Source organism: Flavobacterium sp. GQ95 (assembly GCF_059758655.1).
The window spans coordinates 32,421-57,123 of the sequence record NZ_JCAXEB010000017.1 but is presented as its reverse complement, the minus strand read 5'-3'; the positions used below and the strand labels follow the sequence as shown (position 1 = coordinate 57,123).

Annotated in this window: 13 protein-coding genes; 12 read left to right on the top strand and 1 reads right to left on the bottom strand. The window is 36.4% G+C overall.

Annotated elements, in window-relative coordinates:
* The first annotated feature begins 6 nt into the window (after positions 1-6).
* The 4 genes from AC6CH4_RS23585 (at position 7) to AC6CH4_RS23570 (ending at position 9,508) form a co-directional block, all read left to right on the top strand.
* Positions 7-3,669: a DUF6443 domain-containing protein gene (locus AC6CH4_RS23585; protein WP_498107367.1), complete on the top strand. Its 3,663-nt coding sequence runs from the start codon at positions 7-9 to the stop codon at positions 3,667-3,669.
* A gap of 10 nt (positions 3,670-3,679) precedes the next feature.
* Positions 3,680-4,084, top strand: a complete 405-nt coding sequence (locus AC6CH4_RS23580) for a hypothetical protein (RefSeq protein ID WP_498107365.1) — start codon at positions 3,680-3,682, stop codon at positions 4,082-4,084.
* Between the two features lie 808 nt (positions 4,085-4,892).
* A complete protein-coding gene (locus tag AC6CH4_RS23575; protein WP_498107363.1) occupies positions 4,893-7,892 on the top strand; it encodes a SusC/RagA family TonB-linked outer membrane protein in 3,000 nt (999 codons plus the stop codon).
* An 11-nt stretch (positions 7,893-7,903) separates the two neighbouring features.
* A complete protein-coding gene (locus tag AC6CH4_RS23570) occupies positions 7,904-9,508 on the top strand; it encodes a RagB/SusD family nutrient uptake outer membrane protein (RefSeq protein WP_498107361.1) in 1,605 nt (534 codons plus the stop codon).
* A 277-nt stretch (positions 9,509-9,785) separates the two neighbouring features.
* Here the strand turns inward: AC6CH4_RS23570 and AC6CH4_RS23565 are convergent, their stop codons facing one another.
* Positions 9,786-10,631, bottom strand: a complete 846-nt coding sequence (locus AC6CH4_RS23565; protein ID WP_498107359.1) for an AraC family transcriptional regulator — start codon at positions 10,629-10,631, stop codon at positions 9,786-9,788.
* A 137-nt stretch (positions 10,632-10,768) separates the two neighbouring features.
* Here AC6CH4_RS23565 and AC6CH4_RS23560 point away from each other — a divergent pair, with 137 nt between their 5' ends.
* The 8 genes from AC6CH4_RS23560 (at position 10,769) to AC6CH4_RS23525 (ending at position 24,678) form a co-directional block, all read left to right on the top strand.
* Positions 10,769-11,683: a dihydrodipicolinate synthase family protein gene (locus tag AC6CH4_RS23560; RefSeq protein WP_498107357.1), complete on the top strand. Its 915-nt coding sequence runs from the start codon at positions 10,769-10,771 to the stop codon at positions 11,681-11,683.
* 20 nt (positions 11,684-11,703) lie between these two features.
* Positions 11,704-13,272, top strand: coding sequence for an aldehyde dehydrogenase (NADP(+)) (locus tag AC6CH4_RS23555; protein ID WP_498107355.1), 1,569 nt, complete (start codon positions 11,704-11,706; stop codon positions 13,270-13,272).
* Positions 13,273-13,275: 3 nt separating this feature from the next.
* Positions 13,276-14,286 (top strand): 4-hydroxyproline epimerase, encoded by a 1,011-nt coding sequence (locus tag AC6CH4_RS23550; protein ID WP_498107353.1) that lies wholly within the window; start codon positions 13,276-13,278, stop codon positions 14,284-14,286.
* A gap of 72 nt (positions 14,287-14,358) precedes the next feature.
* Positions 14,359-15,594 (top strand): NAD(P)/FAD-dependent oxidoreductase, encoded by a 1,236-nt coding sequence (locus AC6CH4_RS23545; protein ID WP_498107351.1) that lies wholly within the window; start codon positions 14,359-14,361, stop codon positions 15,592-15,594.
* Positions 15,595-15,858: 264 nt separating this feature from the next.
* Positions 15,859-17,274: an APC family permease gene (locus AC6CH4_RS23540; protein ID WP_498107349.1), complete on the top strand. Its 1,416-nt coding sequence runs from the start codon at positions 15,859-15,861 to the stop codon at positions 17,272-17,274.
* Positions 17,275-17,515: 241 nt separating this feature from the next.
* Positions 17,516-19,765: a S9 family peptidase gene (locus AC6CH4_RS23535; protein ID WP_498107347.1), complete on the top strand. Its 2,250-nt coding sequence runs from the start codon at positions 17,516-17,518 to the stop codon at positions 19,763-19,765.
* A gap of 59 nt (positions 19,766-19,824) precedes the next feature.
* Positions 19,825-22,878, top strand: coding sequence for a beta-L-arabinofuranosidase domain-containing protein (locus AC6CH4_RS23530; protein ID WP_498107345.1), 3,054 nt, complete (start codon positions 19,825-19,827; stop codon positions 22,876-22,878).
* Positions 22,879-22,986: 108 nt separating this feature from the next.
* Positions 22,987-24,678, top strand: coding sequence for a DUF885 family protein (locus AC6CH4_RS23525; protein WP_498107343.1), 1,692 nt, complete (start codon positions 22,987-22,989; stop codon positions 24,676-24,678).
* Positions 24,679-24,703: the final 25 nt, after the last annotated feature.

Genomic DNA, 24,703 nt, shown 5'->3' with positions numbered 1-24,703 from the left:
AACCAAATGATTATAAAAAAAATTATAATTCTGTTTTTGTTTTTATTTCCTATACTAATTACTGGTCAATCAAATAGCGAAAATTATATAAAAACTGTAGCCTATAAAACGCAAAGCCCTACAGTGATAGCATCACCAACAATTAATCAGGCGAGTGAAAATATTACTTATTTTGATGGTCTGGGCAGGCCTGTACAGCAAATAGCCAGTAAACAATCACCCATGGGAAAGGATATTATAGTTCCCATAGAATACGATGCTTTTGGGCGCCAGGAAAAAGAATATCTTCCTTATGCATCTACTCAAAGCAATTCCGGCTATACTGATCCTGCCACTTTGCTTGCCAACCTTAAAGCACAGTATCAAACCAATTACGGCGCTTCCAATGACAATCCTTATAGCCAGAAACAACTAGAAGCTTCTCCTCTTGATCGCGTCTTAAAACAAGCGGCACCGGGATATGACTGGAGAATTAATGGAGGTCATGAAATAAAATTCGACTACCAGAACAATACCGCCAGTGAAGTAATCAATTTCAAAGTTAGCCTCACGATAGCAAACAATACCTATACTCCTACATTATCAAAAAGTGCAGTCAATAATGGTTTTTATAATGAGAAGGAACTCTACAAGACTATAGTCTATGATGAGAACACAGCAGCTTCGCCACTTGAAGGGAATGGTTCTACGGTAGAGTTTAAAAATAAAGAGGGCCAGGTAATTTTAAAAAGAACCTATGGAACGTCTATGATAAATGGTACCTCTCAAAATAATGTAGCTCATGATACTTATTATGTGTATGATATTTACGGAAATCTGACTTTTGTAATTCCTCCCAAAGCTGTTGATTTAATTAGTAATAGTTCAATGAATGTACTGCCGGATGAAACATCAACATCACAAATAAATTCATCCAGCAATCCACTGTATATAACTGCCACCAATTCTATACGACTCCTTGACGGGTTTCATGCCCATGCTGGCAGCACCTTTAGTGCTAAAATTGTGAACTCAGGAATTTCTGTTTTAAAAGAATTGTGTTATCAATATGTATATGATAATAGAAATCGCCTAGTGGAGAAAAAATTACCGGGCAAAGATTGGGAATACATTGTATACGACAAACTGGACAGGGTTATCCTTACTCAAGATGCCAATTTAAGAACAGATAAAAAATGGCTATTTACCAAATACGATGCCTTTAGCAGACCAGTCTATACAGGAGAATATACGAATACTTTAAAAACAAGCCGTGTTGATATGCAGCTGCTGGCAGCTGCAAGTACCTCAGTTTTTGAAACCAGGCAAGCAGCAAACGTTATAAATGGAACTACAGTATATTACACCAACAATGCTTTTCCTGCCATTAATGATGTAAATATTAATTTATTTACCATCAACTACTATGATGATTATAATTTTGATGCTCTTCCTGCTGGTACCTCGGTAATATCCTATGGTATCACGCCCACTGTCAACGTCAAAGGTTTACCAACAGGCAGCAGAGTGCGTATTTTAGGAAAACCCAACTGGATAACCAATTGGAACTACTATGATGAAAAAGGAAGGCCCATTTACAGTTACAGTAAAAATGATTATCTGGGTACTACCAACATTGTGAAAAGTCAGCTTGATTTTGTTGGCAAAACTTTAGATGTGACATCGCTGCACATCAGAAATAGCGTCACTACTACCATAAAAGATACTTTTACCTATGATCATGCCGGGAGGCTCACTAAACAGGAACAAGCCATTAACGGAGCCACTCAGCCTGAAATAATAGCTGCCAATACCTATGATGAATTAGGGCAATTAATCATCAAAAAGGTAGGAGGCAAAACGATACAAGGCTTGCAAACTGTCAATTATGCATATAATATCCGGGGATGGCTCAAAAATATTAACGATGTGAACACTATTGGTACTGATTTGTTTGCTTTCCAAATCAATTACAATGACATTACGGATAACAATAAAAAAATGTTTAACGGAAACATCAGTCAGACTTTTTGGAAAACGGCCAATACTGATGCAGGTATAAAAAACTATACCTATAGCTACGATAAATTAAACAGGTTAACAGATGCGGTTGATAATTTAAACAAGTTTACAGAAAGTTTAAATTATGACCAAAATGGAAACATTACTAGTCTTGTACGTCAAGGCGAAATTGTCGCCGGTGTACCCTATATTACTAATCCATCGGACTTTGGCATTATGGATAATCTTACGTATAGCTATGATATTGGAAATCAGCTTCAAGTAGTATCTGATAGTGCCAATGATACTTATGGATTTAGGGATGATCAGATTGGGGCAACAGCAGATAGCTCTACTGATTATACTTATGATGCTAACGGAAACATGAAAAGTGATACCAATAAAGGAATTACAGCGATACAATACAATCATCTTAATTTGCCAATGCAGGTAACCATTGCAGGACAAAATATAAAGTATGAATATGATGCTACAGGTGTCAAACAACAGAAAACAGCAAATGGAATTGTGACTGATTACGCAGAAGGTTTTATCTATGAGGGCAATCAATTGAAGTTTTTCTCCCAGCCTGAAGGATATGTATCTTATAATTCAGGAACTTTTGATTATATTTATCAGTATAAAGATCATCTGGGTAATGTTCGTTTGAGTTACGACAAGAACTTAAATATTATTGAAGAAAATAATTATTATCCGTTTGGCTTAAAACATAAAGGCTATAATAATGCAACGGTAATTGGTACAGGAAATGCAACGGCGCAAAAATATAAGTATAACAGTAAGGAGCTACAGGATGAGCTGGGGTTTGGAGTTTACGACTATGGGGCCAGAAATTATGACCCTGCTTTAGGAAGATTCTTTAATATGGATAGGTATTCGGAAACATTTATGCCACTGTCAACTTACCAATATGCGGCAAATAATCCTGTCAATTATATTGATTATAATGGTGATTATATAACAATGGGAATAAATGGCAAAGATGGTAAACAGATTTACTCTGTTTTATATGAAAACGGTAAAGCATACCATTACTCTCAAGATTCTAAAGGAAATATCACTAAAGGCAAACAATATGACGGAAATAGTAGTTTTGTCAGTAATGCTGTTTCAGATTTGAATACAATAGCAGACACTAAACAAGGAGGTCATATTGTGAATGAGTTACAAAGGTCAAAGTCTAATTATGATATTGGCGATTCAGGTAAAGTGATGGTAAATAATTTTGACCCAGCAAACAACCAAATTAGATATTCACAAAGTGGTTCTGGATTTATTGATGGAGTTTCAATGAACAAAAGCCATATCAAACTGGGGCATGAATTGGGGCATGCTTATGATAAGGACAGAGGTTTCGATATGACCCAAACAATTTTAGGCGGACTTAAAACGACAGAACTAAATGCTGTAATTTTTGAAAACTACCTAAGAGCATCCGATGGAGAATCTACTATGAGAACACAATATTCTAAATATAATTTAGGCTCTAGACTTGAAGGAAAATCAGCAGATTATTTTAAAGGTTATGTTGCTCCGTTAGGCAAATACGAGAGATATAAGTCAATTTCTGCTCCTTCCACTTCAAGTTCAGCAGATAAAACAAGAGTCTATAGACCTGCACAAATATTTTTAAGATATGACACAAGAGATAATATTTTCAAAAACTAAAATATAACAAATGAAAAAGATACTTGCATTTCTGTTTGTTTTTGTTTTTATGGCTTGTAGCCAAGAATTTGCTTTTTATAAGCCTAATACAAGTCTAGAGCATTATCAAAAAATAGAAAATAACAAAGAACTATTTAGTAGATTTAATAATAGAGAAGTGGAGATTACTGGCGTATTTAATATAGATTTTGAAAACCTTTACTTAAATATAGAAGAAAGAAAGGTATGGTTAGAATTTAATTCTTTTGATGAGCTACAAGCTGTTGATGGGTCTGCTCTTGATGGCGCAAAATTGAAAACATTTAATAATAAAAAAGTTAAAATAAAAGGAAGGTTTGAATTAGGACAAACGGGACACTTAGGTGCTTATGATTCTAGAATTATTGATATTGTCTTTTTTGGAAGCCCTGACTAATGATATTCGGTAAAAAACTATAAAATTTCAATCTTTTTTTCTCAATAAATTTTGCTGACGAAAAAAAAACAATAAGTCTTGTGAAGGGAAGGAGAATATTTATGATTTTTCTTTCAAAAGAAAAATCATAAATTAGACCAACTTTAAGCTACTTCTCAATATCAATAAAGATAGCCACTTCAATACGGAGTGGCTTTTGCTCTAATGATACATAAGTTTAGAACGATATTATAAAAGAAAAATAGATTTCTTCTTAGTCAGATTATCTGATTTTTTTGCATAATCCTTAACTTTTATACCTAATCATTTACTTTCTGAATCCACCTGCACAAACCGATTTTTAGCTAACATTATTCTAATCTTTTGAGCGGTTTTCGTTGTACGTAATTGATTGCTGAAATACCCAGATACTAAAATCCCTAAATGAGGAACTATTTTGAACAAGAAAGTCCAAGTCAACTTTAGTCATTCTCAAAAGCACACACTCAGTAATGCATTCTACATTTTCATTAGATTTTGTAAGATTGATAAAATGGCTATAAAAAGTGATACAAATCTCTGTAATTAACCTTTTTTAATGCTGTGCTTTTAGTTGCTAAAATAATTCTGTATTGGGCTTAAAATTGTAAATGTGTAAGTTTTAATTATAATTTATTAGCAAATTGTATGTAAATTCATCATTAAGCAAGATATAGTGTAAAAAACGGATAATATAGTATTAGCATGTGGTAATATAAACATTTTCGTTAACTCTGATTTAACATAATTTTACAAGTGTCAATAATACACTAACCAATATTGTTAAATTATGAAACCAACCACACAAGCTTTTAAAAGTACAGCAACATCCTGTTACAGAGATAAGATGTTCTATACAATTTTATTTCTGTTTGTTGTTTTTAGCGCTTTCTCGCAACAGAAGATTAGCGGTAAAATCACAGATGCAAATAATGTCCCGCTTCCCGGGGTCTCAGTTTTGGAAAAAAATACAACCAATGGAGTTGCAAGTGATTTCGATGGAAATTTTGAAATAATGACCAAGGGAAATAACGTGATATTAGTTTTTTCCTATTTAGGTTTAAAAACCAAAGAACTAAAAACGGATGGTAAAAAGACTCTCAATGTAATTTTGGAATCGGATGTAAATGAGTTAACCGAAGTTGTTTTAATTGGATATGGCACTCAAAAAAGAGGTGAAGTTACCAGTGCAGTTGCGACAGTAAAAGCAAAAGATTTTACACAAGGCGCTATTCGTGATGCTTCGGAATTAATAAAAGGGAAAGTGGCAGGTCTTAGTATTTCAAACGGCTCAGGAGATCCAGGGGCAGGACCATCAGTTTCCTTGCGTGGAATTTCATCTTTGCAGGGAGGGACTTCGCCGCTTGTTTTAATTAATGGAATTCCAGGAAGTTTAAACAGCGTAGCGCCAGAAGAAATTGCTTCGATAGATGTACTTAAAGATGCATCTGCTGCCGCTATTTATGGAACCAGAGGAGCAAATGGTGTTATTTTGATCACTACAAAAACAGTAGATAAGGATATTCAAACAACAATGACTTTTACCCAGTATACGGCATTATCAAATTTTGCAAAAAGAGCCGATTTTCTTAATGCATCGCAAATGAGACAATTGCTTGCAGATGGTGTAAAAATGCCTTTTAAAGATGAAGGTTATGATACAAATTGGCTAGACGAAATTTCCAGAACAGGTGTAACACTTAACAATAACCTGGGTTTAAAAGGAGGAAATGCACAGTCAAATTATGTAGCAAACGTAAACTATATTACACAGGAGGGAACCTTTAATAAGTCTTATAATGATGAGTTCAGGGTATCCTTTGATGGTAATCACTCAATGTTCGACAATTTATTAAAAATCAACCTGAACTTATTAAGCGGCAGGCAGAAAATGGGTGCTTTAGGTGATGGGAATTCTTTCAACAGCAACATTTACAGACAGGCGTTAATCAGAAACCCTACAGACAGACCACAAAACGATGACGGCAGCTGGACCCAGACCGACAGGTTTCAATACTCAAATCCCGTAGCGATGATAGAGGAAACCGATGGACTGATTGAAAACGATTGGACAAGGCTGAGCTCTACCATTACCCTGAACCTTTTACCGGGATGGGAAAACAAACTTTTACTGGCAACTCAAAGAAATACAGATTTCAGTGGCTATTCAGAAAGTAAGGAACATTATTCCAATACCAATCAGGGCAGAAACGGTTTTGCTTCTAAAAGTTCAAGCGAAAGCCAAACCGATAATCTTGAATTCACTTCAAGATATGCCAAAACATTAGGTAAACATAATTTCAGTGTTATGGGAGGATACAGTTACCAATACAATTCTAATGAAGGATTCTGGGCAAACAACTTCGATTTCCCTACAGATGCCTACTCCTATTATAATTTAGGCGCAGGTAAAGCCCTAAAAGACGGACTTGCCGGAATGTCCAGTTTTAAGAACGACAATAAATTAGTTGGTTTCTTTGGAAGGGCAAGCTATGGCTACGATAATAAATATCATTTACTAGCCAGTATAAGAAGGGAAGGTTCTTCTAAATTTGGTGCCAACTACAAATGGGGAACATTTCCTTCTGTATCTGCCGGATGGACCATCAGCAACGAATCATTTTTAAAAGACAGCTCCGTTATTAATAATTTAAAATTTCGTGCAGGTTATGGAGAAACAGGTGTAATACCGGGGGCTTCTTATCTGTCACAAACCTTGTACCAATACGAAGGATATTTTTTCAACAACGGAGAATGGGTGCAGGGACTCGAACCTGCCAGTAATCCAAATCCGGATCTGCGCTGGGAGAAAACACAAGAGCTAAATTTGGGAGTAGATTTTGCCTTTTTTAACAGCAGAATAAGCGGAAGTGTAGATATTTACAACAAAAAAACAAAAGATATGCTCTGGGACTACAGCGTTCCGACGCCTCCTTACTTATATCCAAGTATAACAGCAAATGTTGGTGAAATGGAAAACAAAGGAATTGAAGTGCTGCTGAATATAGTGCCGGTAAGAACCAAGGATTTTGAATGGACTTCTACAATGACCTTCTCCCACAACAAAAACAAACTGACAAGCCTTTCAAATGATTTGTATGAAATAGAAGGTAACTTTATCAATACAGGTGATGCAGGAGATCCAATTTCATTCTCAACTCACCGTTTAGAAGTAGGGCAGTCAATAGGTAATTTCTGGGGATTAAAATCAGTTGATATTACAGATGATGGTAAATGGATCATCGAAACTAAAGACGGAACAAGAAAAACCTTAACACCGGATTTATACAATGATGAAAACAAACAATATCTCGGAAACGGTATTCCGGCTTATTATACAGGATGGACCAATACGTTTAAATATAAAAGTTTTGATTTAGGTATTGTTTTAAATGGGGCTTATGATTTCCAAATCCTGAATTTCCAGCGTATGTTTTATGAAAACCCTACGATCAACTATAACATGCTGACTTCTGCGCATGATAAGGTATACGGGAAAACAGAGCTTAATTATTCTCAAACCTATGTAAGTTATTATATAGAAGACGGGGACTATATGAAACTGGATAACGTTACACTGGGATACACTCTTGATCTAAAAGGCTTAAAATTCATCAATTCCGCAAGAGTATATGCGTCAGGTTCGAACCTTGCAACTATTACGGGGTATAAAGGAATTGATCCTGAGATTATAAGAAATCCTCAAGATGTCTTATCATGGGGGAATGACGGGCGTGACAAATATCCTTCAAGCCGCACCTTTACATTGGGAATTAACGTAACCTTTTAATTAACAGTATTATGAAAAAGTCAAACAACAAATATAAAATTGCGCTCTTCTCTGTATTCCTTTCCTGTGCCGCATGTACAGATTTAGATGAAACGCTATACAGTGATATTTCGGCAGAAAAAACACAATTAACAGCAGAGGATTTAACCAATATTATTGGTCCTGCCTTTAGCAAATTCAGAGATGTTTATTGGGGATGGAACGGGCTTTTTGATCTTTATGAAGAGTCATCGGATTTGATTGTAACACCATTCAGAAATGGAATCGGCTGGGGCGATTTGTACATTACCATGCACATGCATACCTGGGGACCGACTTTAGGACATATTGATGGGTTATGGTACAATGCTTATGCTGGAATAAACAGTGCTAATAGAGCCATGTATCAAATCGAAAACTTAGAAGGTATTGAAAATAAAGAAGTCTATATCAACGAACTTAGGGCTTTACGAGCCATGTACTACTATTTGTTGTACGATAACTTTAGAAGAGTGCCGCTGGTTACCACTTATGATTTGCCTAAAGGATATTTACCAACCCAAAATACAGATAAGGAAGTGTATGATTTTATCGAAAAGGAACTCCTTGAAACTATGCCAAGTTTAAGTGAGGCCAATACACAGGCAACCTACGGCAGGATTACCAAATGGACAGCAAAAATGACGCTGGCAAAGTTGTACCTGAATTCTGAGGTATATACCGGAACAGCAAAATGGAATCAGGCATTAAACCAGGTAAATGATATAATCGCAAGCGGAAAATTTAGCCTGGCCAGTAATTATTCTGATCCTTTTGTAATAAAAAACGAGGCATCAGTTGAGGAAATATTTACAATTCCTTTTGATGATAAATTTGCAGGAGGATCTTATTATCCCTATAAAACCCTCTACGGGGCAAGTCAGGCCACATTTGATCTGTCCGGATCACCTTGGGGAGGAAGCGGTGGAATTCCTCAGTTTATTGATACCTATGACTCCGATGATGAACGTTTGAAAGATTCATGGCTTGGAGGCCTGCAATATACTAAGTCTGGAGAACCTTTGATTTTAGAAAGTGGACAGCAGTTGAATTATATCAATTATATGTCTGATGTAAACGGTACAGAATACAATGAAGGATATCGTTTTGTAAAATATGAAATTGGGTCAGGTACTGTTGCCAGTACTGCAAATGATGTACCTTTTTACAGGTACACCGATGCACTGATGATAAAAGCTGAATGCCTCTTAAGAACCGGCAATGCCTCAGGAGCCGCGGCTATCGTTACCGAAATAAGACAGCGTGCATTCAAGAGAACAGATCCTGCAAAAGCAAGCGTTTCGGGAGCTAAATTATTGGGAGGCAGTGTTTACAAATATGGAGAATATTCCAATGGAACTATTACAAAATTAGAAGGTGGAAGTGATGTTCAATACGGCGGTTTCCTTGATGAATTAGCATGGGAATTTGTCGGTGAGCATCACCGAAAACAAGATTTGATAAGATTTGGTGTATACACTAAAAAATCATGGTTTTCTCATAAACCCAACGGTCAGTTTAGAATTATATTTCCAATACCTCAAAGCCAAATGGACTCCAATCATAATTTGACCCAGAATACAGGATATACAAACTAAGACTAAAGAATATAAAAATTTTACAAGTTGGTTGCTTGTAATTATAAGTGTGTGAAAAGCTATTCCTATTCAGGGATGGCTTTTCATTTTAAAGTCATCTCATTATGAAATATAAAATACAAAATATTTAGGCTATGCAAGCCCTCAAATTGATCTGGGCCTGATAAAATCAAATGCAAAAAAGAGGATTTTACAGAAAGAAAAGTTGAAATAACAGAGTAGCCCTTCTCTTCCGAATTGCAGTTAGAAATCAGAAAATCTATTTTTAAATTCTAATTTAACTAATCTGGGCACGATAATGTGAAGGAGATATTCCCTTTAGCTCCTTAAACTTTCTGTTGAAATTGGCAATGTCCTGAAATCCGCAAAGCTCAGATATTGAGGCTATCGAAAGATCTTTTTTATGGTGTAGTAATTTGCAGGCATTTTCAATTCTGATTTCAATCAAAAACTGGAAAAAAGTCTTATTGGTGCGTTTTTTAAAATAACGGCAAAATGCATTTTTACTCATACTAGCCTTTTCTGCCACCTCGTCCAAAGTAATATTCTGATGATAATATTCGATTGCATATTCAAATACGGCGCTCATTCTGCGGCCTTCATCATCAGTATATTTCTTTTTGTAAACAAAGGATGAAAGAGGTGTTTTTTCTGAAGTAATAATAATGTTTATGATCTTTAAAAATGAAGCAATACGCTGTATTTTATTCTGTTTTCTTAGCTTGGTAAAATGATGAATTATTTTCTTTTGGTTTGATAGTATTTTCATACCATATTCAGATTCCTTAAAAAAATCTTCGAGACTGCTCATATCATTAAGACTGAAAAAATCTTTTCCAAAGGAGGTTTTGGTAAAAAACAAAGTCAGCATCACAGATTCGGGACTGGCCTCAGTATTACTTCTAAAAACATGGGGAACATTCTCACCAATTACCAAAATATCATCTTCCTTATAATCGTTTATCGAATCTCCAACAATTAAAGTTCCTGAACCTTTTGCAATATAGCTAATCTGAATTTCTTCATGCTGATGCAGCTGGTCATAGAAAACGCGCTCAATATCTTCCTGATAAATAAGGGCTTCTCTCTCGGTTTTAGGTATTTTAAATGGCAGGATTTTCAACGGAATGTTTTTAGTTATGTAAATATTATCAAAAAAATCAGATTATACAATAGATGGGGTAATATAGTCCTGATATAGGCTAATAATGACAAAGGAGCTCTTTTGTATAAGCTTTATTTTTGATAAAAATTGAGAATATGAAAATAAATTGGGAAGGCGTAATGCCGGCTGTAACAACAAAGTTTACAGCAGAAGGTCAATTGGACCTGGTAATGTTCGAAAAGAATATTAAAGCACAAATTGATGCTGGAGTTAATGGAATCATACTAGGGGGAACTCTTGGGGAAGCCAGTACATTAACCAAAGAAGAAAAAGAGGTTTTAATAAATAACACTTTACGAATAGTAGAAGGGAAAATTCCCGTTATCGTAAATATTGCAGAACAGACTACAAGTGAAGCGATAACTTTGGCAAAACGCGCTGAAGAATTAGGCGTAAATGGTCTTATGCTCTTGCCGCCAATGCGATACAAGGCAACAGATCATGAAACAGTGGTCTATTTCAAAGAAATTGCAAAAAGTACTTCATTACCTATTATGATTTACAACAATCCTGTAGATTATAAAATTGAGGTAACCCTTGACATGTTCGAAGAACTTTTAAAACTGGAAAATATTCAGGCAGTCAAAGAATCAACAAGGGACATCAGCAATGTAACAAGAATAAGAAACCGTTTTGGAGACCGATTAAAAGTACTGTGCGGAGTGGATACCCTGGCTCTTGAAAGTCTGGTGGCCGGAGCCGATGGATGGGTTGCCGGTTTGGTAGTGGCATATCCGGCAGAAACCGTTGCTATTTATAAATTGGTAAAAGCCGGAAAGATTGACCAGGCTTTAGCTATTTACAGATGGTTTATGCCATTACTTGAACTGGATATTTCGCCGCAGTTGGTACAAAATATCAAATTGGCAGAAGTAGCAACAGGACTTGGAACAGAAAATGTAAGAGCACCAAGATTACCGTTACAAGGAGCTGAGAGAGAACGCGTATTGGCGATCATTGGTTTTGCAATGAAAAACAGACCCGTTTTGCCAGATTACAAAAACATTTAATTAAACTTTAATAGAAAGCGATGACTACAGGAAAAAATTATATTGGAGATGTGCTTTCCGCAAAAGGTAAAACGACATTCAAAACCATCAATCCCGAAGAGAATTCGGAGAATGAAACTCTTTTTTTTGAGGCCGCTGAAGATGAAATTTCTCAGACCGTAGCATTAGCCGAAGAAGCTTTTAAAATTTATGGAACCATTGAAGACGTAAAAAAAGCAGATTTTCTGGACGCTATCGCCGAAGAAATTGAAGCGTTGGGTGAGGAGTTATTAGCAACTTACATTCAGGAATCAGGTCTTCCGGCTGGAAGAGCCAACGGTGAGCGAAGTAGAACTACCGGACAACTCAGGGCATTTGCAACAATGCTGAGGGAAGGTTCCTGGGTAGAAGCCATCATCAATAAAACAGAAGGCAAACCAGATATCCGAAGATTACAGATTCCAATTGGGCCTGTAGCTGTTTTTGGAGCCAGTAATTTTCCTCTTGCCTTTTCTACAGCTGGAGGAGATACTGCAAGTGCACTGGCAGCCGGCTGCCCTGTGGTGGTAAAATCACATCCGCTGCATGCTGGAACGGGAGAATTGGTTGCCTCGGCAATTATTAAAGCAGCTAAAAGAACAGGAATGCCAAATGGTGTTTTCTCCAACCTCAACAGTAGCGGTATAGAAGTCGGAGTAGCTTTAATAGAACATCCTTCAATAAAAGCGGTTGGTTTTACGGGAAGTATAAAAGGCGGAACAGCACTTTGTAAAATTGCCGCCAACAGAACTATTCCAATTCCGGTATATGCCGAAATGGGAAGTATTAATCCTGTGCTTGTTTTACCCTCTGCCTTAAAAACAGATGCTGAAAAATGGGCTAAAAATTATGCGGCATCAATTGCGGCCGGTACTGGACAATTTTGTACAAATCCCGGGCTTATTTTAGGAATAAAAAGCAACGAGCTCGACTATTTTATTACTATTTTAGCTTTGGAGATTGATAAATTAGAACCAGCTTGCATGTTGCATCCCAATATCAAAAAGCAATATGAAACCCTGAAATCAGAAGTGCTTGGTCAGAAGGGATATGCGCAGCAAACGACTTTAAACAGGGAAATAAAACCAAACTATGCATTGCAAAACGTAATTTCAGTCGATGGTGATATCTTCTTAAAGAACAAAACATTTCATAAGGAAGTTTTTGGCCCTTTTTCTGTTGTCGTTAAATGCGATAATATGGAGCAGCTTAATGAAATTATTCTGGACCTGGAAGGACAATTGACTGGCACTATTTTAAATGCTGATGTAAAGGAATGCGAAGATTTCAAAGAGATAATTAAAAATCTTAAAAATAAAGTCGGACGATTAATTTTTAATAATGTTCCTACTGGTGTAGAGGTTTGTTCGGCAATGACACACGGTGGACCTTTTCCTGCAAGTTCAGACAGCAAATTTACCTCCGTAGGATTAACTGCAGTCAAAAGATGGGTTCGTCCGGTAAGTTTTCAGGATTGGCCGGATGAGTTGCTTCCGCAAGCATTGCAGGATAAAAATCCGTTAGGAATTAATAGAGTAGTAAATGACATAGTAACCCACAACACCATTTAATATATGCCTAGAAAAACCTTTTTTTGCGTAGATGCCCATACCTGCGGAAATCCCGTAAGAGTTGTGGCTGGCGGTGGTCCCAATTTGATTGGAAACAACATGAGCGAGAAACGCCAGCATTTCCTAAAAGAATTCGACTGGATTCGTAAAGGACTTATGTTTGAACCCCGGGGTCATGACATGATGAGTGGCAGTATATTGTATCCGCCAAGTGATCCTGAAAATGATTTCGGAATCTTATTTATAGAGACTTCCGGTTGTCTGCCCATGTGCGGGCACGGAACCATTGGAACGATTACTATTGCGATTGAAGAAGGTTTGGTTATACCGAAGATTCCGGGAAAAATTAAAATGGAAGCGCCTGCGGGATTAGTTCAGATTGAATATCAGCAGACCGGTAAAAAAGTAGATTGGGTACGCTTGACCAATGTAAAATCGTATCTGGCCGCAGAAGGTTTGACTGTTGATTGCCCGGAATTGGGAGAGATTGTTTTTGATGTGGCTTATGGCGGAAATTATTACGCTATTGTAGATCCACAGCAGCATTTTTCCGGCGTTCAGGATTTTACAGCAGGAAAAATTGTGCAGTACAGTCAGGAAGTCCGCAGACGTATTAATGAAAAATATCCAAATCTTTTCATTCATCCTGAAAATGACACCATCCGTGATGTGAGCCATATGCTCTGGACAGGAGATCCTATTGATCAGGCTTCATCCGGTAGAAATGCAGTCTTCTATGGCGACAAAGCCATTGACCGTTCGCCATGCGGAACCGGAACCTCAGCCAGAATCGCGCAGCTTCATGCCAAAGGGAAACTCAAAAAAGGAGAAGACTATATTCATGAGAGTTTTATTGGAAGTAAATTTATTGGGAGGGTAGAAGTAGAAACTTCAATAGGAGATATCAAAGCCATAGTACCAAGTATTCAGGGCTGGGCCAAAGTTTACGGTTATAACAATATCATTATTGATGAAGATGATGATCCGTATGCATTTGGTTTTCAGGTGATTTAAAAAAATGATAATGTAAAAAAACATTGGTTTACAGAATACTTTCCTGCCAATGATTTGAAATTTATAATACTAATGAAAAAAGTCAGTATAATTGGTGGAGGGATAATAGGTCTGTGTTCAGCCTATTATCTAGCCAAAGAAGGGTATGAAGTAGTTGTTTTTGATAAATCAGATATGAATGACGGCTGTTCTTACGGAAATGCGGGAATGATCGTTCCCTCGCATATAATTCCTCTGGCACAGCCCGGTATGATTGCACAGGGAATCAAATGGATGTTTGATAGTCAAAGTCCGTTTTATGTTAAACCCAGGTTGAGCATGGATTTAATGAAATGGGGATTGCAGTTTTACAAACATGCCAATTTAAAACATGTCGAAAAAGCAATGCCGGCGCTTTGTGATTTATCTCTTTTGAGTAAAGAGTTGTATCAGGATTTTGCAAAAGAAAACAACTCCTTTTTTTATGAAGAAAAAGGACTTTTAATGCTGTATAAAACCGATAAAACCGCCGAAGAAATTCATCACGAAGGAAAATTGGCAGAAGAATTAGGTTTAGAAGTTGATTTTTTGTCAAAAGAGGATGTTTCAAAATTAGAAACAGGAACGGCTACAAACGTCATCGGCGGTGTACATTATAAAAGCGATGCGCATGTTTATCCGCAGAAATTCATGCAGTTTTTAAAAGAACAATTAAGTCAGTTGAAGGTACAAATTCATCCTTTGACAACAGTAAATGATTTTGTTTTAAAGAATAATACCGTTACTGAAATCATCACTGATAAAGGTAATTTTGCAACAGATGAGGTTGTTTTGGCAACAGGGTCGTGGAGTCCGCACATCGCTAAAAAATTAAATGTCAGCATTTCAATATTACCCGGAAAAGGCTACAGCTTTACATTAAAAGATCAAAACCACAAACCTTCAATTCCAAGTATTTTGTGTGAAGGAAAAGTTGCCGTAACCCCTATGAATAACGATATTCGTTTTGGAGGAACAATGGAAATAACACACACCAATGACACCAAAATTAATCAAAACAGATTGCAGGGAATTGTAAATTCCATCAATGATTTTTATCCGGACTTAAAAATTGAAATACCAAAAGAAGAAGATACCTGGTTCGGATTCAGGCCTTGTACGCCTTCTGGAATGCCAATAATTACCAGAGATAAAAAGCTTAAAAACCTAACTCTGGTTACCGGACACGCCATGATGGGATTAAGCCTGGCACCGGCAACAGGAAAAATTGTAACAGAGATTATTTCCGGAAAAACTACTTCAGTAGATACAGAAATGTTTCAACTTTAAAAATTCAGCTTCATTTTCTAACCAAAATTGAAGCTGAATTTTTTTATTTAAATAAGATTTTCATTTGTATTTAAAGTTTGCCAGCGATAAAGAATATAAATAGTTTGTTCCCTCAGATTTTATTATGAAATATATTTATTAAAAATCTGCTAAATCTGCCAAATCTGCGAGAGAAAAAAAACGCCACTAATTAACCACATTTAAAATTAGAAAAAACAGATTACCACATTTCTAAACAAAAAACAACCAAAAAACAAACCCAAAATGACAGATAATAATCAGGAAGAATTTAAAAAAGAACTCGGGCTTCTCGACGGAACCATGCTTGTGGTAGGTTCCATGATTGGATCCGGAATATTTATTGTAAGTGCGGATATCGCCAGACAGGTTGGATCGACCGGATGGCTTATTTTGATATGGCTCATTTCAGGAATCATTACGATGATTGCCGCAGTAAGTTACGGAGAATTAAGTGCCATGTTTCCCAATGCCGGAGGACAATATGTTTATCTTAAAGAAGCCTATAACAAATTAATAGCCTTTTTGTATGGCTGGAGCTTTTTTGCCGTTATCCAAACCGGAACCATAGCAGCAGTTGGAGTGGCATTTTCAAAATTTGCAGCTTATTTGATTCCGGCTGTTAGTGATGAAAATGTTTTATATGAAATAGGCAGTTTTAAACTTAATGTAGCACAAATAGTTTCTATTGTAACGATTATTTTTCTGACCTATTTAAATACGCGAGGAGTAAAAAACAGCAAAATTCTGCAAACGATTCTGACTATTATAAAAATAGTATCCATTTCAGGATTAATTATTTTCGGATTTACCTTGGCCGCCAAAGCTTCTATTTGGAATGCCAACTGGACGGATGCCTGGACGCCACATTCTTTTAATACAGAAACAGGTTCGTGGATGCCAATTAGTACTACAGCCTTAATTTCCGGAATATCTGCTGCCATGGTTGGAACCTTGTTTTCAAGTGATTCCTGGACCGGGGTAACTTTCATTGCAGGGGAAATTAAAAATCCAAAAAGAAATGTGGGTTTAAGCATGTTTCTCGGAACTTTAATTGTAACCATTATTTATGTATTGACCAATTTAATGTATGTAGCGGTTATTCCACTTAGCGAAATTGCAACAGCAAAATCTGATAGGGTAGCAGTGGTCGCTTCGGATTATATTTTTGGAGATATCGGAACGCTTATCATTGCGCTAATGATTATGATATCGACCTTTGCTTGTAATAACGGATTGATTATGGCCGGAGCCAGAGTTTATTATACAATGGCAAATGATGGTTTGTTTTTTAAAAAAGCTGCAGTATTGAATCAGGCAAGTGTTCCCGCCTGGGCACTTTGGGCACAATGTATTTGGGCTTCAGTATTATGTCTTACAGGTAAATACGGAGATTTATTAGACTTTGTAATTATCATTGTCCTGATTTTCTACATTCTGACCATTTACGGAATTATGCGTCTTCGTAAAAAAATGCCAGATGCAGTTCGTCCTTATAAGGCAATCGGATATCCATTTTTACCCTTATTATATATTCTTATTGCATCGGCTGTCTGTGTTTCTTTATTGTTCACAAAATTTTCAACCTGTGGCTGGGGCGTTTTAATTATGCTGATGGGTATTCCGATTTATTATCTGATCAAAGAAAAAACTTCAAATTAACTTTTAGTTTAAACCTGACAGATTTTAAAAACCTGTCAGGTTTAATTATCGAAAGAATATTTAAAATTTACTTTTTCTTATTTTTATGCTGCTAAGAAAAACTTGATTTCAACCCATAATTAGTATTTAATAACTGATTTCCCTCACATTTCATTTTCAATGGATAATATAATATTACTATCTGTTAATATTAACCCATAGATGTCAATCAATATTATATATTTTTATTAATATTTAAATTATGAAGACAACTAGCAAAAAAATAAGTGTAATTTTAACACTTTCGTGGTGTTTGATCAGTCACGCGCAAGGCACATTGAAAGAATACAAAAGAGCAAATGCCGTAGATTCTTTATTCAGGAATAAGGTGGTCAACGCTCCCAAAGAATTTCATTGGATTGGGAATGATTATGTTTGGTATAGCAATAATCTGTTGAAAGGAAAAGAATTTCTTTTGGCTGATACCAAACAGCAAAAACAAACAGCTGCTTTTGATCATAATAGATTAGGGCAGTCACTTTCAAAAAATTTAGGAAAAGAGATCAAGTCCAAAGATCTTCCAATTGAGAATTTAGAATTTGATAAAAACTTGTCAATTTTAGTATTTACAACAGACTCACTTAAGTTTTCCTGTAATTTAAATACATACGAATTAACTAAAGTTGGTCCTTATAAAAAGCCCTTGAAAAAAGAGGATTATTGGGGTGGAAATTTTGATGAATTCGGAAACAAACCAGTAGGTTCTCCGGATTCGCTAAAAGTAGCCTACATTAAAAATTATAATTTATATATAAAAGACAAAAAAACAAAAGAAGAAACCCAATTAAGTTATGATGGGTCAAAAGGTTTCTATTATTCATCCTATGTACAATGGTCGCCTGATAGCAATATAGTTATGGCTTACAAAGTAAGGCCGGGTGAAGAGCATAAAATTTATTTTGTAGAATCAAGTCCAAAAGATCAGTTTCAGCCAAAACTGCAAACCAGAGATTATCTAAAGCCCGGAGATCAATTGCCTTTTAAAAGTCCGCAATTATTTGTTGTGGCTTCAAAAAAACAAATTCCTGTTGCTACAGATTTATTTCAACAGCAATATGACCTTTTAGGAATCGAATGGAAAGACGACAGCAGTGCCTTTACTTTTGAATATAATCAAAGAGGACATCAGGTATATCGCGTTTTAGAAGTTAATGCCACAACTGGAAAAGTAAAAGTAATTATAGAAGAAACCAGTCCGACTTTTATAGAATACAGCGGAAAAGGATATCGATACCCAATCAAAAAAAGCAATGAGATCATTTGGGCTTCAGAGCGTGATGGATGGAATCATTTATATTTATATGACGCCCTTACCGGAAAAGTGAAAAATCAGATTACCAAAGGAAACTGGCCTCTTAGGGAAGTAGTAAAAGTTGATGAAGAGAAAAAACAAATCTATTTTACAGCGAGCGGGTTAGACAAAGATCAGGATCCCTATTTGCTGCACTTTTGCCGAATTGATTTTAGCGGAAAAAACTTCACAAGATTAACCACTGAAAACGGCAATCATAAAGTGACCTTTTCACCGGATTATAAATATTATGTTGATCAATATTCCAGAGTAGATGTAGCGCCAATTACGGTTCTAAAAAGTATAGACTCTCAAAAAACAATTGTAGAAATGCAAAAGGCCGATATTTCGGCACTACAAAAAACAGGCTGGACAGCACCGGAAGTTTTTACAGCTAAAGGAAGAGATGGTAAAACAGATATTTGGGGAGTTATTGTACGCCCAACTACTTTTGATCCCAATCGTAAATATCCAATTATCGAATATATTTATGCAGGTCCGCAGGATTCATTTGTTCCAAAGAATTTTCAGCCTTATTATTGGGCGATGTCATCCCTGGCTGAATTAGGATTTATTGTGGTTCAGATTGACGGAATGGGAACTTCAAATCGTTCGAAAGCATTTCATGATGTTTGTTGGAAAAATTTAAAAGATGGGGGTTTCCCTGATAGAAAACTTTGGATAAAAGCAGCCGCTGCCAAATATCCTTATATGAATATTGATAAAGTGGGAATTCATGGAACATCGGCAGGAGGACAAAATGCAGGAGCTGCTTTGGTTTTTAACTCTGATTTTTATGATGTAGCCGTAGCATCTTGTGGCTGTCACGATAACCGAATGGATAAAATGTGGTGGAATGAACAATGGATGGGCTACCCGGTTGGACCAGAATATGAAGCATGCTCCAATACGGCCAACGCGGCACAATTAAAAGGAAACCTGATGTTGATTTTAGGAGAATTAGATGATAATGTTGATCCGGCTTCAACAATGCAATTTGCAAATGCCCTGGTAAAAGCCAATAAAAATTTCGAATTAGTGACCGTTCCCGGAATGGGACATTCAGCCGGAGGAGATTTTGGAGAACGCAAACGCAGGGATTATTTTGTAAAGCATTTGTTAGGAGTTATCCCGCCAACCTGGGAGGAAATTTATAATTAGAAAATTCCTAAAAAGAAGAAAAAATAAGATTTTGTAAATCAGAAGAAAAAGAATTAGTGATGAAAAAATATCAGTTATTTAGTTGTGTCTTACTAAGTTTTTGGGCATTGAGTACAACAGTACAGGCTCAAAATGGTGATCAGATTTTAGACGGAATTGGAGAAACAGGATTGATTGCCCGCTATGTTTTTGATGGCGATGCAAAAGACTGGTCACGAAATAACCTGCACGGTAAAATTGAAGATGTCAAAGCCAAATTTGTAAATGACGAGCAATTTGGCAGAGTACTTTCTTTGCCTGCAGACAGTAAAGCTTTTGTTTCAATTCCCGCCGACGGATTAATTGGAGAAGAATCACTAAGTATTTCAGGTTGGATTTATTTACGTTCTGCACAAAAAGATCAGCGATTTTTTGATTTTGGAAAAAACACGAATTCACATTTGTTTCTTGCCCCAGTTGGAACAGAAAAAGAAAACGGAATTCAGACCGAAGTTGCTACGGAAACTGGAATAAAATACAACGCAAAAGCCCCAGCTATAGAAACCGGCAAATGGAGCCATGTGGCGGTCGTAATAAATATTCCTTCAAAATTAATTAGCACTTACGTGAATGGAGTATTGGTGAGCGAAACCAAGAATGCAGCACTGGATTTGGCAAAATTATTCGATTATAATTCGGCAGAAAAAAATATACTTTACATCGGGAAATCGCTTTCAGAAGAGAATATTTATTTAAATGCTAAGTTACATGATTTCAGAATTTACAGAGTTCCTTTAACGGATAAACAAATTATCAGAATCTATAACAATGCCTTAAAAGAAGGTCAGGAAGAAGAATCAGGAGAAGAACAAACGGCAGATTTACCAAATTTTCCTAAAACAACTCCACAACTTTATAATCAGTTCCTGAAGAGCGTCTCTGAAGTAAAAGTAGAAACAGTTTTGGGAACACTTCCAAAATTACCGACTTATATAAAAGGAGTTTATACGAATGGAATTGAAGGGCCTGAGGTAAGAGTGATTTGGCCTTCGCCGAAAGATAATAGTGACGTGCTTAAAAGTGGACAATATACAATAACCGGAAGCATTTCGGGCACAGATTTAAAGCCAAAAGCAATAGTAAATGTTAAGGAAGCGAAAGAAAGTGCGACGCCAGAGCGTAAACTCGAAGTTTTCAAATTAGATCAGGTGGTTTTGAATGCTGATCATGAAGGACACCAAACCAAATTTATAGAGAATCGTGATAAGTTCCTGACCACACTTGCAACAACAGATCCGGATTCTTTTCTGTATATGTTTCGCAATGCATTCGGACAAGAACAACCAAAAGAAGCAGAACCGCTTGGTGTTTGGGATACTCAGGAAACCAAATTACGCGGACACGCTACAGGACATTACCTGACCGCAATTGCTCAGGCTTATGCGAGTACAGGTTATGATAAAACACTTCAGGCTAATTTTGCTAATAAAATGGAGTATATGGTCAATACGCTGTATCAATTAGCACAGCTTTCCGGAAAGCAGAAAGAAGCAGGAGGAAAGTTTGTGTCAGATCCAACAGCTGTGCCACCAGGACCAGGGAAAGCAACTTATGATTCAGATTTGAGTCCGGAAGGAATTCGTACCGACTATCAAAATTGGGGAAAAGGATTTATCAGTGCTTATCCTCCGGATCAATTTATAATGTTAGAAAATGGAGCAACTTACGGGGGACAGAAAACTCAAATTTGGGCACCTTATTATACGTTACATAAAATTCTTGCCGGATTGATGGATGTTTACGAAGTAAGCAGAAATGAAAAAGCACTGGAAACGGCTAAAGGAATGGGAGATTGGGTTTATGCCCGTATGAAAAAACTGCCAACAGAAACCCTTATCAGTATGTGGAACCGCTATATCGCCGGAGAATTTGGCGGAATGAATGAGGCTATGGCAAGATTGTACAGAATCACAAAAGACCCTCATTATTTAGAAGTAGCGCAATTGTTTGACAACATCAAAGTATTTTATGGTGATGCCAACCATTCACACGGCCTGGCAAAAAATGTAGATACTTTTAGAGGATTACACGCTAATCAACACATTCCGCAAATTATGGGAGCGCTCGAAATGTACCGTGACTCTAATACACCGGACTACTATCGTATTGCTGATAATTTCTGGTACAAAACCGTAAACGATTATATGTACAGTATCGGAGGAGTTGCAGGGGCACGTAATCCGGTAAATGCAGAATGTTTTATCAGTCAGCCCGCGACGATTTATGAAAACGGTTTTTCATCAGGAGGTCAAAATGAAACCTGCGCGACTTACAACATGCTTAAATTAACCGGAGATTTGTTTCTATATGATCAGCGTGCAGAGTTAATGGATTATTATGAGCGCGGTTTATACAATCATATTCTTTCTTCGGTAGCCGAAAACAGTCCAGCAAATACGTACCATGTGCCGCTTAGACCAGGATCGGTAAAACAATTTGGTAATGCGCACATGACAGGATTTACCTGTTGTAACGGAACTGCTATTGAGAGCAATACAAAATTCCAAAATTCAATTTATTTTAAAAGTGCTGATAGTAATGCGTTGTATGTAAATCTGTATGTTCCATCAACCTTAAATTGGACAGAAAAAAATATAACTGTAGAACAAACAACAGATTTTCCTAATGAAGATTTTACCAAATTGACCATCAAAGGAAATGGCAAGTTCGACCTTAAAGTGCGCGTTCCACATTGGGCAGCCAAAGGATTTTTTGTGAAGATAAACGGCAAGTCCGAAAAAATAAAAGCACAGCCCGGAAGTTATCTTACTTTGAATAGAAAATGGAAAGACGGGGATGTAATTGAGTTACGCATGCCATTTCAATTTCATTTAGAACCAGTTATGGATCAGCAAAATATCGCCAGTTTATTTTATGGACCTATATTATTGGCCGCTCAGGAAACTGAACCACTTAAAGATTGGCGAAAAGTAACTTTGGATGTTAAAGATATAAGCAAATCTATACAAGGAGATCCTAAAAAGCTGCAATTTATAATTGACGGAGTTACGTATAAACCTTTTTATGAAACTTACGGACGACATTCGGTTTATCTGGATGTTACATTAAAATAATTACAATTTGTATAAAAAATTAGCCACGAATTATTACGAATTTAATTAGTGAAAATTAGTGCAATTCGTGGCAAAAAACATAACATTTAGAATCATCAAATCAATACTATGAAAAAATATTTTATAACTCTTTTTTTATTTTTTGCAATGGTAACGCCTTCATTTTCCAGCGAACTTATAGACGTTGTGAATACTTTTCAGGCAGATAAAACAGCGCTGCAAAGTTTTTATTCCAATAAAGAGTCGGAAGAATATTATGTACGGTTTTCTAAATTTTATGCCGATTGGTCAAAAACAGTCAAAAATATTGACTTTAAAAATTTATCCAAAGATGGAAAAGTAGATTATTTATTATTGAGAAATCTGATAGACAAAGAAAATTATTTTTTACAAATAGAATACAAAGGCTATAAAGAAGTGGCTTCGGTTTTAGATTTTTCAACTGATATTTCGCTGTTTATCCAAGAAAGAAGAAGAGGGAAAAAACCGGTTTCCAATCAATTGGCCAAAGCGTTCGATGTTGCCGGAAATAGTATTGATAAAAAAACAGAGTTATTAAAAACTAAACCTTTTAAAGATTGGTTTGCAGCAGATAAAGCTGCAAGAGCTGTTGCTTATTTTCAGCAATCTTTAAAAGAAGCTTATGCATTTTATTACAGTTATGATCCTGATTTTACCTGGTGGATGGAAAAACCGTATAAAAAACTATCGGAGAAACTCAAAACGTATGAAGATTTTTTAAAAGCAAACTATTCCCAAACAAGTATAAAAGATGATGGAAGCGGGATCGTAGGAAAACCAATTGGAAGAGAAGCCGTCATCAAAAGTTTAGCATACGAATACATTCCATATTCTCCGGAAGAATTGATTGCGGCAGCACAAAATCAGTTTGAATGGTGCAAAAAAGAAATGATCAAAGCGGCTACAGAATTAGGTTATGGAAATGATTGGAAAAAGGCATTAGAACATGTTAAAGATACTTATGTTCCGGCAGGCGAACAGCCACAGGCAATTACTAATTTGTACAATCAATCGATAAAATTTATAGAAGACAAAGATTTAATTACGTTGCCGGATTTGACAAAAGAAACCTGGCAGATGATTATGATGACACCGGAACGACAAAAAATAAATCCGTTTTTTACAGGAGGCTGGGAAATCAGTATTTCTTATCCAACCCAAGATATGGATCAGAAAGATAAATTGATGAGTATGCGAGGTAACAACCCCAATTTTTCTTTTGCAACGGTGCAGCATGAATTACTTCCGGGACACAATTTGCAGTTTTTCATGAACAGCCGCTACAAATCGTATCGTCAGCCTTTTGATACTCCCTTTTGGATGGAGGGCTGGGCTTTGTATTGGGAAATCATTCTTTGGAACAAACAATTTCCGCAAACTCCTGAACAAAAATTAGGAATGTTATTCTGGAGAATTCACCGTTGTGCCCGAATCATATTTTCATTAAAATATCATTTAGGAGAAATGACCCCACAGCAATGTATTGATTTGTTGGTAAATGAAGTTGGACATGAAAAAGCCAATGCAGAGGCCGAAGTCAGACGCTCGTTTGCCAGCGGCGACGCGCCATTATATCAGGTAGCGTACATGACGGGAGGTTTGCAGTTTTATGCTTTAAGAAATGAATTGCTGGCCAAAGGATGGACAGAAAAACAGTTTCATGACCGCGTTTTAAAAGAGAACATAATGCCGGTAGAAATGTTACGGGTTTTAGTTGAAGACTTGCCTGTTTCAGAAGATTATAAGACGAATTGGAAGTTTTCCACCGATTTCAAATAATTAAAGTAGTTAAATTTTATCATTA

Excerpts from the sequence above, each read along its gene's own strand:
- AC6CH4_RS23585 (WP_498107367.1), top strand. The coding sequence starts at position 7 with ATGATTATAAAAAAAATTATAATTCTGTTTTTGTTTTTATTTCCTATA.
- AC6CH4_RS23580 (WP_498107365.1), top strand. The coding sequence starts at position 3,680 with ATGAAAAAGATACTTGCATTTCTGTTTGTTTTTGTTTTTATGGCTTGT.
- AC6CH4_RS23575 (WP_498107363.1), top strand. The coding sequence starts at position 4,893 with ATGAAACCAACCACACAAGCTTTTAAAAGTACAGCAACATCCTGTTAC.
- AC6CH4_RS23570 (WP_498107361.1), top strand. The coding sequence starts at position 7,904 with ATGAAAAAGTCAAACAACAAATATAAAATTGCGCTCTTCTCTGTATTC.
- AC6CH4_RS23560 (WP_498107357.1), top strand. The coding sequence starts at position 10,769 with ATGAAAATAAATTGGGAAGGCGTAATGCCGGCTGTAACAACAAAGTTT.
- AC6CH4_RS23555 (WP_498107355.1), top strand. The coding sequence starts at position 11,704 with ATGACTACAGGAAAAAATTATATTGGAGATGTGCTTTCCGCAAAAGGT.
- AC6CH4_RS23550 (WP_498107353.1), top strand. The coding sequence starts at position 13,276 with ATGCCTAGAAAAACCTTTTTTTGCGTAGATGCCCATACCTGCGGAAAT.
- AC6CH4_RS23545 (WP_498107351.1), top strand. The coding sequence starts at position 14,359 with ATGAAAAAAGTCAGTATAATTGGTGGAGGGATAATAGGTCTGTGTTCA.
- AC6CH4_RS23540 (WP_498107349.1), top strand. The coding sequence starts at position 15,859 with ATGACAGATAATAATCAGGAAGAATTTAAAAAAGAACTCGGGCTTCTC.
- AC6CH4_RS23535 (WP_498107347.1), top strand. The coding sequence starts at position 17,516 with ATGAAGACAACTAGCAAAAAAATAAGTGTAATTTTAACACTTTCGTGG.
- AC6CH4_RS23530 (WP_498107345.1), top strand. The coding sequence starts at position 19,825 with ATGAAAAAATATCAGTTATTTAGTTGTGTCTTACTAAGTTTTTGGGCA.
- AC6CH4_RS23525 (WP_498107343.1), top strand. The coding sequence starts at position 22,987 with ATGAAAAAATATTTTATAACTCTTTTTTTATTTTTTGCAATGGTAACG.